The sequence below is a fragment of the Streptomyces sp. NPDC030183 genome (assembly GCF_055573455.1).
In genome coordinates this window covers 129,020-142,068 of record NZ_JBVIBK010000024.1, presented here as the reverse complement: position 1 = coordinate 142,068, position 13,049 = coordinate 129,020, and the positions used below count along the sequence as shown (strand labels likewise).

The 13,049-nt window shown below is 72.8% G+C and carries 14 protein-coding genes; 11 read left to right on the top strand and 3 right to left on the bottom strand.

Features of this window, described 5'->3' with window-relative positions:
• Positions 1-76: 76 nt before the first annotated feature.
• The 6 genes from ACZ4Z2_RS27625 (at position 77) to ACZ4Z2_RS27600 (ending at position 5,698) form a co-directional block, all read left to right on the top strand.
• A complete protein-coding gene (locus tag ACZ4Z2_RS27625; protein WP_468079535.1) occupies positions 77-982 on the top strand; it encodes a universal stress protein in 906 nt (301 codons plus the stop codon).
• Positions 983-1,019: 37 nt separating this feature from the next.
• The gene (locus ACZ4Z2_RS27620; protein ID WP_468079534.1) at positions 1,020-1,913 is read left to right on the top strand and encodes a universal stress protein; all 894 of its coding nucleotides are present in this window, start codon (positions 1,020-1,022) and stop codon (positions 1,911-1,913) included.
• Between the two features lie 42 nt (positions 1,914-1,955).
• Positions 1,956-2,480 (top strand): flavodoxin domain-containing protein, encoded by a 525-nt coding sequence (locus ACZ4Z2_RS27615; RefSeq protein ID WP_468079533.1) that lies wholly within the window; start codon positions 1,956-1,958, stop codon positions 2,478-2,480.
• Positions 2,481-2,732: 252 nt separating this feature from the next.
• A complete protein-coding gene (locus ACZ4Z2_RS27610; RefSeq protein ID WP_468079561.1) occupies positions 2,733-3,746 on the top strand; it encodes a 2-hydroxyacid dehydrogenase in 1,014 nt (337 codons plus the stop codon).
• 170 nt (positions 3,747-3,916) lie between these two features.
• Positions 3,917-5,110 carry a serine hydrolase domain-containing protein gene (locus ACZ4Z2_RS27605; protein WP_468079531.1) on the top strand — a complete coding sequence of 398 codons (1,194 nt, stop codon included), beginning with the start codon at positions 3,917-3,919 and terminating at the stop codon, positions 5,108-5,110.
• Between the two features lie 129 nt (positions 5,111-5,239).
• Complete coding sequence (locus ACZ4Z2_RS27600; RefSeq protein ID WP_468079529.1) at positions 5,240-5,698, top strand: DUF4383 domain-containing protein; 459 nt, start codon at positions 5,240-5,242, stop codon at positions 5,696-5,698.
• Between the two features lie 87 nt (positions 5,699-5,785).
• Here ACZ4Z2_RS27600 and ACZ4Z2_RS27595 read toward each other — a convergent pair whose 3' ends face one another.
• Both ACZ4Z2_RS27595 and ACZ4Z2_RS27590 read right to left on the bottom strand, forming a co-directional pair.
• Positions 5,786-5,875 carry a hypothetical protein gene (locus ACZ4Z2_RS27595; protein ID WP_468079528.1) on the bottom strand — a complete coding sequence of 30 codons (90 nt, stop codon included), beginning with the start codon at positions 5,873-5,875 and terminating at the stop codon, positions 5,786-5,788.
• Positions 5,872-6,024 carry a hypothetical protein gene (locus ACZ4Z2_RS27590; protein WP_468079527.1) on the bottom strand — a complete coding sequence of 51 codons (153 nt, stop codon included), beginning with the start codon at positions 6,022-6,024 and terminating at the stop codon, positions 5,872-5,874. The genes ACZ4Z2_RS27595 and ACZ4Z2_RS27590 overlap by 4 nt, the downstream gene beginning before the upstream one ends.
• A 372-nt stretch (positions 6,025-6,396) precedes the next feature.
• On the opposite strand from ACZ4Z2_RS27590, the gene ACZ4Z2_RS27585 reads away from it, so the two are divergent.
• Positions 6,397-7,911: a glycoside hydrolase family 43 protein gene (locus ACZ4Z2_RS27585; protein WP_468079526.1), complete on the top strand. Its 1,515-nt coding sequence runs from the start codon at positions 6,397-6,399 to the stop codon at positions 7,909-7,911.
• Between the two features lie 166 nt (positions 7,912-8,077).
• On the opposite strand, the gene ACZ4Z2_RS27580 is transcribed toward ACZ4Z2_RS27585, so the two are convergent.
• Positions 8,078-8,548 (bottom strand): Lrp/AsnC family transcriptional regulator, encoded by a 471-nt coding sequence (locus ACZ4Z2_RS27580; RefSeq protein ID WP_468079525.1) that lies wholly within the window; start codon positions 8,546-8,548, stop codon positions 8,078-8,080.
• A gap of 101 nt (positions 8,549-8,649) precedes the next feature.
• Between ACZ4Z2_RS27580 and ACZ4Z2_RS27575 the strand changes: the two genes are divergently transcribed.
• The 4 genes from ACZ4Z2_RS27575 to ACZ4Z2_RS27560 all read left to right on the top strand — a co-directional run bounded on the left by ACZ4Z2_RS27575 (position 8,650) and on the right by ACZ4Z2_RS27560 (position 12,951).
• Positions 8,650-10,041: a pyridoxal phosphate-dependent decarboxylase family protein gene (locus ACZ4Z2_RS27575; RefSeq protein WP_468079524.1), complete on the top strand. Its 1,392-nt coding sequence runs from the start codon at positions 8,650-8,652 to the stop codon at positions 10,039-10,041.
• A gap of 117 nt (positions 10,042-10,158) precedes the next feature.
• Positions 10,159-10,359 carry a hypothetical protein gene (locus tag ACZ4Z2_RS27570; RefSeq protein ID WP_468079523.1) on the top strand — a complete coding sequence of 67 codons (201 nt, stop codon included), beginning with the start codon at positions 10,159-10,161 and terminating at the stop codon, positions 10,357-10,359.
• Positions 10,360-10,513: 154 nt separating this feature from the next.
• Positions 10,514-11,854: a hemolysin family protein gene (locus ACZ4Z2_RS27565; RefSeq protein WP_468079522.1), complete on the top strand. Its 1,341-nt coding sequence runs from the start codon at positions 10,514-10,516 to the stop codon at positions 11,852-11,854.
• A complete protein-coding gene (locus ACZ4Z2_RS27560) occupies positions 11,851-12,951 on the top strand; it encodes a hemolysin family protein (protein WP_468079521.1) in 1,101 nt (366 codons plus the stop codon). The genes ACZ4Z2_RS27565 and ACZ4Z2_RS27560 overlap by 4 nt, the downstream gene beginning before the upstream one ends.
• Positions 12,952-13,049: the final 98 nt, after the last annotated feature.

Sequence of the window (13,049 nt, the reverse complement as noted above, 5' to 3'; positions counted from 1 at the left end):
GGGACTTGCGGCCCCTCCACCGCCGGCCCCCGGGGCACGACGCTGGAAGCACACCCCCCGTTCAGGAGGCAGAACCATGGTGAACACCGTTGTCGCAGGGCTCGACGGCTCGGCCGAGAGCCGGGCCGCCGCCGAGTGGGCGGCCCGCGAGGCGAAGCTGCGCGGCCTGCCCCTGACCCTCGTCCACGTCTGGGAACCGGTGCCCGACCCCCTCGCCCAGGCACCGCTGCTCGCCGCCGAGACGCTCCAGCACTGGAGCGAGCGGATACCCCGCGAGGCCGCCGAAGGACTGCGGTTGCGGCACCCCGGGGTGGACGTCACCGTGGAACAGATGAGCGGCCGGCCCGGCGAGGTCCTGATCCGCGCGGCGAAGGACGCCGCGCTGCTGGTCCTCGGCTCCCGTGGGCTGAGCGGCATCGGCGGCTTCCTGGTGGGCTCCGTCGGCCAGCTGGTCGTCGCGCACGCCGAGCAGCCGGTCGTCCTCGTCCGCGCCGGGGAGCAGTCCGCCGACGAGCACCGGGCCGACCCGGCTGGCATCCCGTCGGCCGCCGCCCCGTTCCGGCCCGTCGTCCTCGGCCTCGACACCGAGGACCCGCACGACTCGGTGATCGAGTTCGCCTTCGACGCCGCTGCCCGGCGGGGCACCTCGCTGAGGGTCGTCAACGGCTGGAACCCGCCGCCGTACTACGCCTACGCCATCCCCGCCGACCCGGAGCTCGGCCCCGAGCTGCGGAAGAACCAGGTCACCGCCCTGACCGAGGCGCTGACCCCCTGGCAGCGGAAGTTCCCCGACGTCGACGTCACCGAGGTGTGCCGCTGGGGCACCCCCGCCCACCACATCGCCGAAGCCTCCCGCGACGCCTCCCTCGTGGTCGTCGGCCGCCGGATCCGCCGCAGCCCCGTCGGCGCCCACATCGGCCCGGTCACCCACGCGGTCCTGCACCACGCCGCTGCCCCCGTGGCCGTGATCGCCCACCCCTGACGGGGCCGTGCCCCCACATCCCGAGGAGGGACCCCCGATGGAACGTCCCGTGGTCGTCGGCGTCGACGGCTCCGAGCCGAGCCTGCGGGCCGTCGACTGGGCGGCGGACGAGGCCGCCCTGCGGGGGGTGCCGCTGCGGCTGGTGCACGCCTCGCTGTGGCAGCGCTACGAAGGCGCCGCGCTCGCCGAGGATGTCGGCAAGCGGTCCGAGGAGACCCTCGCCGAGGACATCGTCGACGCCGCCGCCCGGCGGGCCCGCGAGCGCCGCCCGGACGTGGAGGTGTCCACCTGCATCGTGCCCGAGGAGCCGGAGTACGCCCTCGTCCGGGAGGGACGAGAGGCCACGGCACTGGTCCTCGGCGCCCGGGGGCGAGGCGGCATCGCCGAGTTCCTCCTCGGTTCCGTCACCCTGGGCGTGGCTGCCTACGCCACCTGCCCGGTCGTGGTCCTGCGCGGCGGCCCGGACGGGCGGCCCCGGCCGTCGACCGGCGGGCGGATCCTGCTGGGCGTCGGTGACGCGGCCCACGGCACCGAGGCCGTCCGTTTCGCCTTCGAGGAGGCACGGCGGCGCGGTGCCGTGCTGGAAGCCGTACGAGCCTGGCGCTGCCCCGCGCACGAGACCACCGATCACCCCCTGCTCGCGGGCGAACCCGCCCGTCTGCACGAGCGGCGCGCCGCCGAGACCCTGGAGGCCGCACTCGACGACACGGCCGCCCGCCACCCGACCGTGCGGGTGCGCCGGCGCACCGCCGAGGGCCCCGCCCGCAAGGTGCTCCTCGACGCCTCCGCCGACTTCGACCTGCTGGTCGTCGGGGCCCGGCGCCACAAGGAGCACCACTTCGGGCTCCAGCTCGGCCGCGTCGCCCACACCGTGCTGCACCACTCCGCCTGCCCGGTCGCCGTCGTACCGCACCAGGCGCACGACGCCTGACACCGGGCAGCACTCCACGGCTTGCGAGAGGAGGCGGACCACATGTCCATCAGCGTGCTGGTCGCCTATGGAACGACCAACGGATCGACCGCGAGGATCGCCGAGACCGTCGCGGAGGCCCTGAACGAGGCCGGGCTCACCGCCGAGGCACTCCCCGCCGGGTCCGTGACGGGCCTCGCGCCGTACGACGCGGTGATCGTCGGTGGCGCCCTCTACGCGGGGCGCTGGCACAAGGACGCCCGGCGCTTCCTGCGCCGGCACCGTCACGCCCTCGCCGAACGGCCCCTGTGGCTGTTCAGCAGCGGACCTCTCGACCCCTCCGCCTCGGAGCGGGACATCCCGCCCGTCCCCGGTGTGCGCAAGGCCATGGCCCGGCTCGACGCCCGAGGGCACGTCACCTTCGGGGGCTGTCTGGCGGAGGGGGCGAAGGGATGGGTCGCCGGGATGATCCTCCGGTCCGGGAAGGGCGGGGACTTCCGTGACTTCCCCGCGATCAGGAGGTGGGCCACCGGCCTGGCGGCGGAACTCGCGGGTGTCGCCCCCGGCGGCAGCCGAGCCGCCCCGTGAGAGGCCCCGCCCTCCACCGGCCATTCCTCGCGGCTGCTCGCCGGTGGGCACGCACCCGTGTGCCCCAGGAGCCGCGAGGGCGCCCAGCGAGTCCTCCTGACAGGGGAGACAGCAGGACTCGCGACACGGCCGCCGCCCTCACCGGCGCACAGGGCGGCGGTCGTCCGGATGCCCGCGTCCGCCGATCCGTCGCGACGGGGGTCTCGACCTACGGTGGGAGAAGTGATCACTCGCCTCATGGGAGGAAAGCACGTGGAGATCGTCGCGTACGGCGTCCAGTCGGACGAGGAGCCCCTGCTGCGGGCGGCCTTCGACCGGGCGTTCGCCGGCCGGCACCGGCTGCGCTGCCTGGCGCTGTTCCTGGACACCGACACCGCCCCCACCGCCGACGGCCACGAGATCGTCCTCTGCGGCGTCAACGACACCCTGGACGCGGGGGTCCTGCGGACCCTGGCGGCGGGCGGCACCCGCATGATCGCCCAGCGCGCCACCGGCTACAACAACATCGACCTGACGGCGGCCCGGGAGCTGGGCCTGACCGTCGCGCGCGTCTCCTCCTACTCCCCGTACGCGGTCGCCGAGTTCGCCTGGGCGCTGGCCCTGGCCGTCGACCGCCGGATCGTCCGGGCCGCGCACCGCACCCGGGAGTTCGACTTCCGGCTCGACGGACTCATGGGACGCGATCTGCACGGCCGGACCGCGGGCGTCGTCGGCACCGGCAAGATCGGTACCGCGTTCGCCAGGATCGCCCACGGCTTCGGAATGCGGCTGCTGGGCTGGGACGTCGCCGAGAACCCCGACTGCCTGGCCCTCGGCATGCGGTACGTCCGACGGGAGGAACTGTTCACCGAGGCCGACCTGGTGAGCCTGCACGTACCGCTCCTGGAGAGCACCCACCACCTGGTCGACGCGGCCGCCCTCGCCCTGATGAAGGACGACGCGCTCCTGGTCAACTCCAGCCGAGGCGGTCTGATCGACACCGACGCCCTGCTGGACACCTTGCGCGCGGGGCGGCTGAGGGGCGTCGGCCTGGACGTGTACGAGGAGGAGGCCGGACTCTTCTTCCTCGACAAGTCCCTGGAGGTCATGACCGACGAGCGCCTCGCCCGGCTGATGACCTTCAACAACGTCCTGGTCACCTCCCACCAGGCGTACTTCACCCGCGAGGCCGTCGAGCAGATCGCCGCCACGACGATCACCAACGTCGAGGACCACATCGCCGGCCGCACCGGCGCCAACACCCTCGTCAGCCCTCCGACGAGGTGACGGCGAGCGGGCATCCCGGGGCTGCGGTGTGCCCCGGGGGGCCGCGATGGCCCGTTCGGCGCCGAACGAGTGGACTCACCGGAGCGTGCCCCGAAGGTGGGTCCCCGGCAGGGGCCGGGACGGTGATCTTACGGGTACCGACCCGATGACCTTCCTGGAAGAGGCACCGCATGCGACCCGCCCCCTCCCGCAGACAGTTCTCCGCGGCGCTGCTCGCGGGCTCCGTGCTCGCCCCGCTGACGGCGACCCCTGCCGCGGCCCTCGCCCCCTCCGGTCGCCGCGACCGGCAGGCGTGCCCACCGGACGGCCTCGGACGTGAACTGACCGCCCGGCTCGACCGGACCATCGAGGAGGCCCGCCGGGAGGCGGGCATCCCCGGCGTTGTCACCGGACTGTGGATGCCGGGCAGGGGGAACTACGTCCGGGCGACCGGCGTCGCCGACACCTCCTCGGGCCGGCCGATGACTACCGACGTCTTCGTGCGGATCGGCAGCGAGACCAAGACGTTCACGGTCACCGCGCTGCTGCAACTCGTCGACGACCGCAAGATCCGCCTGGACGACCCGATCTCCGCGTACGTCCAGGGGGTGCCGAACGGCCGCCGGATCACCCTGCGCCATCTCGCCGAGATGCGCAGCGGCCTGTTCCCCTACACCGCCGACCAGGACTTCATCGAGGCGCTGTACAGCGATCCGAGCCGCTCGTTCACCCCGGCGCAGCTCCTCCGCCACGGCTTCGAGCACCCCAACACCGCCGCGCCCGGCACGACCTTCCAGTACTGCAACACCAACCTCATCCTGCTGGGGCTGGTGGTCGAGAAGGTCGGGGGGCGCCCCTTCGCCGAGTTCCTCCGCGAGCGGGTGCTCCGCCCCGCCCGGCTGCACCGCACCTTCTTCCCGGAGGGCGCCGAGTTCCCCGAGCCGCACCCGCGCGGCTACACGGACGACATCCTCACCGGGGAGGTCGTGGACGCCACCGACTGGAACCCCAGCTGGGCCTGGACCGCCGGAGCGATGATCTCGGACCTGCACGACCTGCGCCGCTGGGCGGAGATCGTCGCCACCGGCAGGCTCCTCAGCCGGGCCACCCAGCGCGAGCGCCTCAAGATGCTGCCGACCGGCTTCCCGGGCACCAGGTACGGCCTCGGCATCATGGAGACCGGCGGGTGGATCGGTCACAACGGCTCCCTGCCGGGCTATGAGACCGTCACTGTCCACCTCCCCTCCCGGAGGGCCACGCTGGTGCTGCTGCTCAACACCGACATCACCCATGAGGGCCATGAACCCTCCTCCCTCGTCGCCCGCGCGATCACCGAGGTCGTCACACCGGACAACGTCTACGACCGCCCCGCCCCCCTGAGCTGACGCCCGCCCGGGGCGGGCCAGGGATTTGCCCGGAACGGCAGGTTTTGTCCTGCGTCATTCCGGGACACCGGGGGTACTCGGCGCGCGCAGGCGCTCATCGGGACGCGCCCCGAGAAGAAGGCCACCGCCATGACCACGCACCCCCGCACGACGGCACGATCCCGTACCCCGGTCCAGCAGGCGGCGCTGCTGGTCGGAGCGGTGTTCCTGCTGGTCGGGATCCTGGGATTCATCCCCGGTATCACCACCAACTACGACACGATGGAGTTCGCCTCCCACGAGTCCGGCGCCGAGCTGCTGGGCCTGTTCCAGGTCTCCATCCTGCACAACCTCGTCCATCTGGCGTTCGGCGTCGCGGGACTGCTCCTGTCCCGCACCGCGCCCGGCGCCCGCAGCTTCCTGCTCGTCGGAGGCGCCGTCTATCTGGTGCTGTGGGTGTACGGCCTGATCGTCGACCACCACAGCGACGCCAACTTCGTCCCGCTGAACACGGCCGACGACTGGCTGCACTTCGTCCTCGGCATCGGCATGATCGCCCTGGGTGCGCTGCTCACCCGCCGCCGGACCACCGACCGCACGCGGATGTGACACCGACGGCTCCGGGGGCGGGCATCGGCCCCCGGGCGCCGGGCGGGCCGGGGAGGGCCGGGCGGCGGCTGCTCTGGCCTCCTGGGATCAGGCGAGTGAACCGGTCACCGCACTGGCCGACTTGGTGACGTGAGACGTGAGCTTCGCTCCGCTCCAGAAGCGGAAGGTGAGCGTCACCCGCGCGTCGTCCGCCGGACGCTCTTGAAGCCCTGTGACCGGACCTTCTGGAAGAGCGCCCTGGTCACCGGGGGATTGCCACAGGAGGTCTCGTCCGGGATGGCGTCGTAGGTGTTGCCGAGGTTCCAGCCGGGTTGCGTGGCCGCCACGGCGCCGCGCGCTGCCAAGGCGCTGGGCGGCGGTACCGGGGCCCGAGGCCGACACATAAACGGGTTCGACAGAGCAACTTTCGCGGTGAGCGGCCGAGAAGTTAACTCGGGGAGAGGGGTGGGGCCACAGGTCCGGCAAGAGAAGAAGCCCCGGGGTCCGAGGCGTGGGGGCTGGGGCCGCGTGGCCGCCTCATGTGAAGTCCGCCTCCTGGCAGCGGCAGTTGACGGCCCATGGGGCCCATTGACCCCGCTGGCGACCCCTGGCTAGCCTCCTGTGGAAAGTATCCACAGGACGTAGCGAAAACTTTCGACGGCGCCGCCTGGCCCGGAAACGCGCCCGGCACCGGCCGTCGCTGAAAGGACTCGACCAGGGTGTCCCACCTGCCTGATACCGGCAACACCTTCAGCAACCCGGTGATCCCCGGCTTCCACCCCGACCCCTCCATCTGCCGTGCGGGCGACGACTACTACCTCGCCTGCTCCAGCTTCGAGTACTTCCCGGGCGTCCCCCTCTTCCACAGCCGGGACCTGGTCCACTGGACCCAGATCGGCAACGCCCTCGACCGGCCGAGCCAGTTGCGCCTCCCCAGGGAGACCCGCGCCTCCGGAGGGATCTACGCCCCCACCCTCCGCCACCACGACGGCCGCTTCTGGCTGATCGTCACGAACGTCAGCGGCGACGGCAATCTGCTGTTCACGGCCACCGACCCGGCCGGCCCCTGGTCCGAGCCCGTCCGGCTGCCCGGGGTGCACGGCATCGACCCCGACCTCGCCTGGGACGACGACGGCACCTGCTGGTGCACCACCGCCGGCGTCCAGCAGATCCGCCTCGATCCCCGGACGGGGGAGACGTCCGGCCCCGCGCGCCGCCTGTGGTCCGGCACACCCGGCGCCAAGGCACCCGAGGCACCGCACCTCTACCGGATCGGCGACTACTGGTACCTGCTCATCGCCGAGGGAGGCACCGAACGCTGCCACGGCGTCTCCATCGCCCGGGGCCGCACACCCGCCGGCCCGTTCGAGCCGTGCCCCGCCAACCCGATCCTCACCCACCGCGGCACCGACCACCCGATCCAGAACACCGGCCACGCCGATCTCGTCCAGGGCCCCGACGGCTCCTGGTGGATGGTGCTGCTGGGCGTACGCCCCGGCGGCGGCACCCCCGGCTGGCACGTCCTCGGCCGGGAGACCTTCCTCGCGCCGGTCGAGTGGGTCGACGGCTGGCCGGTCGTCGGCGAGGTCCCCCTCACCATGCCCGTGCCTCCGTGGCCGCTTCAGCCCCCGGCGGCCGCCCCCGAGGTCCGGGACGACTTCGACACCAGCGAACTCGCCCCCCAGTGGGTCTCCCTGCGGCACCGCTCCGAAGAGGACTGCACGACGAAGGAACGGCCCGGATGGCTGACCCTGCGCGCCCGAGGGGGATCGCTCGACGAGCCCGACGTCACCTTCGTGGGACGACGGCAGCAGCACGTGGCCTGCCGGGTACGGACCTCGATCGACGCCACCGCCGGGCACGGCGGCCTCGCCGTCCGCCTCGACGAACAGCACCACTACAGCGTCGAGGTGTCCTCCGGCCAGGTCCGCGTCCGGGCCCGTATCGGCCCCTTCGACACCGTCGTGGCCTCCCGCCCGGCGCCGGCGGGCCCCGTCGTCCTGCGCGCCGAGACGGCGCCGCCGCGGACCCTGCACGATCCGCGCGTCGGCCCCGACGTCGTCACCCTCGGCTTCGAGGAACCCGACGGCACCTTCGCCGAACTCGCCTCGCTGGACGGCCGATACCTGTCCACCGAGGTCGCCGGCGGCTTCACCGGCCGGGTCCTCGGCATGTTCGCCTCGGCGGACTCCGCGCACTTCGACTGGTTCGACTACGAGCCCCTCGACAGCTGACGCGGGCAAGCCCGGTGGGAGCGGTCAGGAAACCGCTTCCACCGCCCGCCGACGCTCACGGCGCTCGCACTGGGCGACGGGATCGGGGAGTGCGGGACGAACAGTCGGACTCCGCCCGACCGTGCGGCGGCCACCGGGTCACCGCGCCGCCCGCGACCGCGCCGCGTCAGTGGCCGGCGTGCCGCTCCAGCAGTGACCGGACACTGAACGGCTGCACCTCCTGCAGGACGATGGTGGTGTTGGAGCGGACCACACCGGGTGCTTCCAGCAGCAGGTTGGTGATCCGGTGCAGGTCCGTGGTGTCCCGGGCGACGACGCGGGCGAGCAGGTCGCCGTCACCGGTGGTGACGAGCAGCTCGACCACCTCGGGGATCCGCAGGATCGCCTCCTGGGTGGGCTGGCCCACACGCTGACTGATCGACAGGGTGATGAGCGCCAGCAGCGGATGACCGAGAGCCTCCGGAGCCACGCGCCGGCTGTGCTCCCTGAGGAGCCCGCTCTCCTCGAGCCGCTTCAGACGCGCCTGCACGGTGTTGCGGGCGAGGCCCAGCCGGTCCGCCAGGGCGACCGTGGTGGCATGGGGGTCCGCGTCGAGCGCCAGGAGGATCCGGGCGTCGAGGGCGTCGACGTTTCGCATGGTGCTCAGTATGGCAGGGTGCGCACAGGCCGGATTGAGCATTCTGCTCAACTCTGACTTCACATATTGCGCACTAACAGGGGTGTTCCTAGGTTCACGCCATGCAAAAAGCGCAATGCGACAGCATCTCAGCGAAGAAGGAATCCGGGGTCGACCACCGCGTGTGGGGCGACGAGGACGAGATCGTCGACGCCGCCATCGACTACGCGTGGCGGCGCATCACGGGGGCCCCGGACCCCGTGTCGGGTGCCCGCCCCGCCGCCGACCTGGCCCTGGCGGCCGGCAGCGCCGTCACCCCTGGAGGGATCGGCGCTGCCGCGGCCCTCAAACTGTTCGACCAGGTCCTGGCGCCCGCCACCCGCGCCCAGAACGCCTCGACGAACCTCGCGTACATCCCCGCGGCCCCCACCCGTGCCGCGCTCGCCTTCGACGCGGTGACCGGCGCGGCGAACATCTTCGCGGGCACCTGGGAGGCGGGAGCGGGCGCCATCCACGCCGAGAACGAGGCGCTGGCCTGGCTGGCCGGACTGCTCGGCTGGCCGACCACCGCGGCGGGATGCTTCGTCAGCGGCGGCACCATGGGCAACCTCTCGGCGCTCATCACGGCCCGCGCCGCCGCGGCAGCGGCCCGGTCCCGGCCCGCGGACGGCTGGAAGATCGTGTGTGCCGACAGCGCCCACTCGTCGATCAGGTCCGCGGCCCAGGCGATGGACGTCACCGTCGTCACCGCGCCCGTGGACCGGCGGGGCCACCTCACCGGAGACGCCGTGCAGGCGGTGCTCACCTCCACGACCGGGGTGTTCGCCGTGGTGGCGACCGCCGGCACCACCAACGCCGGGCTGATCGACGACCTCGACGACATCGCCGACGTCTGCGCACGCCACGAGGTCTGGCTGCACATCGACGGCGCGTACGGCGGAGCGGGCCTGGCGGCGCCCAGCGTGCGGCACCGCTACGCCGGCGTCGAACGCGCCGACAGCTTCGTCGTCGATCCGCACAAGTGGCTGTTCGCCCCCTACGACTGCTGCGCGTTGCTCTACCGGGACCCTGCCCCTGCCCGCGCCGCGCACAGCCAGACGGCGAGCTACCTCGACGCCATCGACCGCGATGCCCACAATCCCGCGGACCTCGCCCTCCACCTCAGCCGCCGGGCCCGTGGCCTGCCGTTCTGGTTCAGCCTCGCCGTCCACGGAACCGAGCGGTACGCGCGAGCCGTCGAGCAGACCCTGACCACCAGCCGTCTGGTGGCCGACGCGATCCGCGCCGACGACCGGCTCCGGCTGCTGGTCGAACCCGAGCTGTCCGTGCTCCTCTTCGACCGTCCGGGCTGGGGCCCGCGGGACTACGCGTCCTGGTCCGCCCGCACCGCCGCATCGGGCGCGATGCTGTGCGTGCCGACCTGGTGGAACGGCACGACGGCCCTCCGCCTGGCCTTCGTGAACCCGGACACCGACGCCGAGGAGGTCATAGGGGCACTGCGCACCCTCCGGTAGCGGTCGCAGTCCGGAAGCGGCGCCGAGCTGAGGGGGCCGACAGGGGAACTTCCGGCGACCGACCCATTCACCCCGGTCTCGCCCCCACCGCGTCCCCGCGGTCTCCTGGACCCCGGAGTGGATCTGGGGGACTGGGAGGACCGGGGCGCGAACATCGACGCCCGCGTCCTGGACAACTGCTGGTACCACCTGGCCCTGGACACCGCCGCCAAGCTCGCCGAACTCAGCGGCACCACCGGTGACGGCGCCAGGTGGAAGTCCTGGCGCGACAAACGGGAAAGTCCGAAAACCGTCGCCGATGTGACCGTGATGACATGAACAGCAGGTTTTGCCGTCCCTTTACTATGGGAACGGAGCCTGCGAAGACGCCCCGACCCACCGACCGACGAAGGAGCCAGAGACCCCCGATGGGTGAGCCTCCCAGTACCGGCCGCAGCCTGCCCCGCCCGCACGAGGGAGCGGGGGTGGCGCGGTGACCGAGATCCTGCTGCTCCTGCTCGCTCTCCTCCTCACTCTGGCCTGCGCGTTGTTCGTCGCGGCCGAGTTCTCCCTGACCACCGTCGAACGCGCCGAGCTGGAGCGGGCGGCCGAGGCGGGGGAGCGCGGCGCGGAGGGCGCCCTGAAGGCCGTTCGCCGGCTGACGTTCCAGCTGTCCGGCGCGCAACTGGGCATCACCGTCACCTCCCTGGTGATCGGCATGCTCGCCGAGCCGTCCCTCGCCGCGCTGCTCGAAGGCCCCCTGCGGGCGATCGGGCTGGGCGGCGCCGCCTCGTCGACGGCGACCGTGCTGGGCGTGGCCCTCTCCACCGTCGTGCTGATGGTGGTGGGCGAGCTGGTGCCGAAGAACTGGGCGATCTCCCGGCCGCTGGCCGTGGCCAAGGTCGTCGCGGGCCCCCAGCGCGGCTTCACCGCCGCCTTCGGCCCGTTCATCCACCACCTGAACGGCACCGCCAACCGCTTCGTGCGCCGCTTCGGCCTGGAGCCGACCGAGGAACTGGCCTCCGCGCGCACCTCCGAGGAACTCGTCGCGCTCGCCCGCCACTCCGCCGCCGAGGGCGCCCTGGAGCCGGCCTCCGCCGAACTGTTCGTCCGGACCCTGCACCTGGGGGAGCTGACCGCGGAGAACGTGATGACGCCGAGGGTCGACGTCAAGGCACTGGAGGCCCACGCGACCGCCGCCGACGCCGCCAACCTCACCCACGCCACCGGACTGTCCCGCTTCCCCGTCTACCGCGACACCCTGGACGAGGTCATCGGCACCGTCCACATCCGCGACGTACTCGCCCTGGAGCCCGCCCGGCGTGCCGCCACCCCGGTCACCGAACTGACCACCGAGCCCCTGCTCGTCCCCGACAGCCTCACCGCCGACCGGCTGCTGGAGCGGCTGCGCGAGACGCGCACCATGGCCGTCGTCATCGACGAGTACGGCGGCACCGCAGGCGTCGCGACCGTCGAGGACATCGTCGAGGAGGTCGTCGGCGAGGTCCGCGACGAGCACGACCCCGTCGAAGCCCCCGACCTGACCCCCGCCCGGGCGATCGGGGACGGCCGCCTCGCGTGGGAGGCCGACGGCTCCGTGCGCGTCGAGCGGCTCGGCGAGATAGGGCTGGCCGCGCCCAACGGCCCGTACGAGACCGTGGCCGGTCTGATCGCCACCCGCCTCGCCCGCATTCCCGCCAAGGGGGACGCCCTGGACCTCGACGACGGCTGGCAGCTGGACGTCCTCGACGTCGACCACCACCGCGCCGACCGCGTCCGCATCACCGCACCGGCCCGCCGGCCGGCCCGGGAACGGTCGGAGGCCGCCCGATGACCGCGCTGCAACTCACCATCGGCGCCCTGACCCTGCTCACCAACGCCTTCTTCGTCGGCGGCGAGTTCGCCCTGATCTCGGTGCGCCGCAGCCAGATCGAACCGCGCGCCGAACAGGGCGACCAACGCGCCCGGATCACCCTGTGGGGCCTGCGCCACATCTCCGCGGTCATGGCCACGGCACAGCTCGGCATCACCGCGTCCTCCCTGGTGCTCGGCGCGGTCGCCGAACCCGCCATCGCGCACCTCATGGAACCCGCCTTCGAGGCGGCCCGCATCCCGCACGGCCTGGTGCACCCCATCGCGTTCATGGTCGCGCTGACCCTCGCCACCTATCTGCACATGCTGATCGGCGAGATGGTCCCGAAGAACATCGCCCTGGCCGCGCCGGTCCCCACCGCGCTGCTCCTCGGCCCGCCCCTGGTCGCCCTCACCCGGGCCCTGCGGCCGGTGATCTTCGGGATCAACGCCTTCGCCAACGCCCTGCTGAAGCTGCTGCGCGTGGAACCGAAGGACGAGGTCGAGTCGGCGTTCACCGACGACCAGCTCGCCCGGATGGTCCTCGACTCCAGCGAGGCCGGACTCCTGTCGCCCGCCGACGGCGAGCGGCTGCGCGACGCCCTGGAGCTGGGCACCCGCCCGGTCGGCGAGATCCTCGTCCCCGCCCGGCGGATGCGCACCGTCGGCCACACCGTCACCCCGGCCGAACTGGAACGCGCCGCCGCCGCTGCCGGGTACTCCCGCTTCCCGGTCACCGGCCCGGACGGCGGCCTCCTGGGCTACCTGCACATCAAGGACGCCCTGGGCCTCGCCGACCGCAACCAGCCTTTCCCGCCCGGCACCCTGCACCCGGTCACCCGGGTCCGCATCGACACCCCGCTGGACGACACCCTCACCGCCCTGCGCGCCGACGGCAGCCACCTCGCCGCCGTCACCGGCGGCACCGGCACGGTCCTCGGTTTCGTGACCATGGAGGACGTCCTGTCCGAACTGGTCGGCCCAACACGACCGGTCACGGCGCCATCGGGTGCCGCGCGGTGGTCGGACTCGGCACCGTCGGGCACGGCATCGTCGGGCGCCGCGCCGAACCGCAGGTGAGCGGGCCGGGCCTGGGAACGCCGATCCGGTCGGAATCGTTCACCCAGCACATCGACACCAGGAGCACGCCCGTGTCCGCGTCCGCCGGTATGACGGAT

Bases quoted from the DNA above. Each gene is read 5' to 3' on its own strand.
- ACZ4Z2_RS27625 (WP_468079535.1), top strand. From the start codon at position 77: ATGGTGAACACCGTTGTCGCAGGGCTCGACGGCTCGGCCGAGAGCCGG.
- ACZ4Z2_RS27560 (WP_468079521.1), top strand. From the start codon at position 11,851: ATGACCGCGCTGCAACTCACCATCGGCGCCCTGACCCTGCTCACCAAC.
- ACZ4Z2_RS27605 (WP_468079531.1), top strand. From the start codon at position 3,917: ATGCGACCCGCCCCCTCCCGCAGACAGTTCTCCGCGGCGCTGCTCGCG.
- ACZ4Z2_RS27575 (WP_468079524.1), top strand. From the start codon at position 8,650: ATGCAAAAAGCGCAATGCGACAGCATCTCAGCGAAGAAGGAATCCGGG.
- ACZ4Z2_RS27580 (WP_468079525.1), bottom strand. From the start codon at position 8,548: ATGCGAAACGTCGACGCCCTCGACGCCCGGATCCTCCTGGCGCTCGAC.
- ACZ4Z2_RS27600 (WP_468079529.1), top strand. From the start codon at position 5,240: ATGACCACGCACCCCCGCACGACGGCACGATCCCGTACCCCGGTCCAG.
- ACZ4Z2_RS27615 (WP_468079533.1), top strand. From the start codon at position 1,956: ATGTCCATCAGCGTGCTGGTCGCCTATGGAACGACCAACGGATCGACC.
- ACZ4Z2_RS27620 (WP_468079534.1), top strand. From the start codon at position 1,020: ATGGAACGTCCCGTGGTCGTCGGCGTCGACGGCTCCGAGCCGAGCCTG.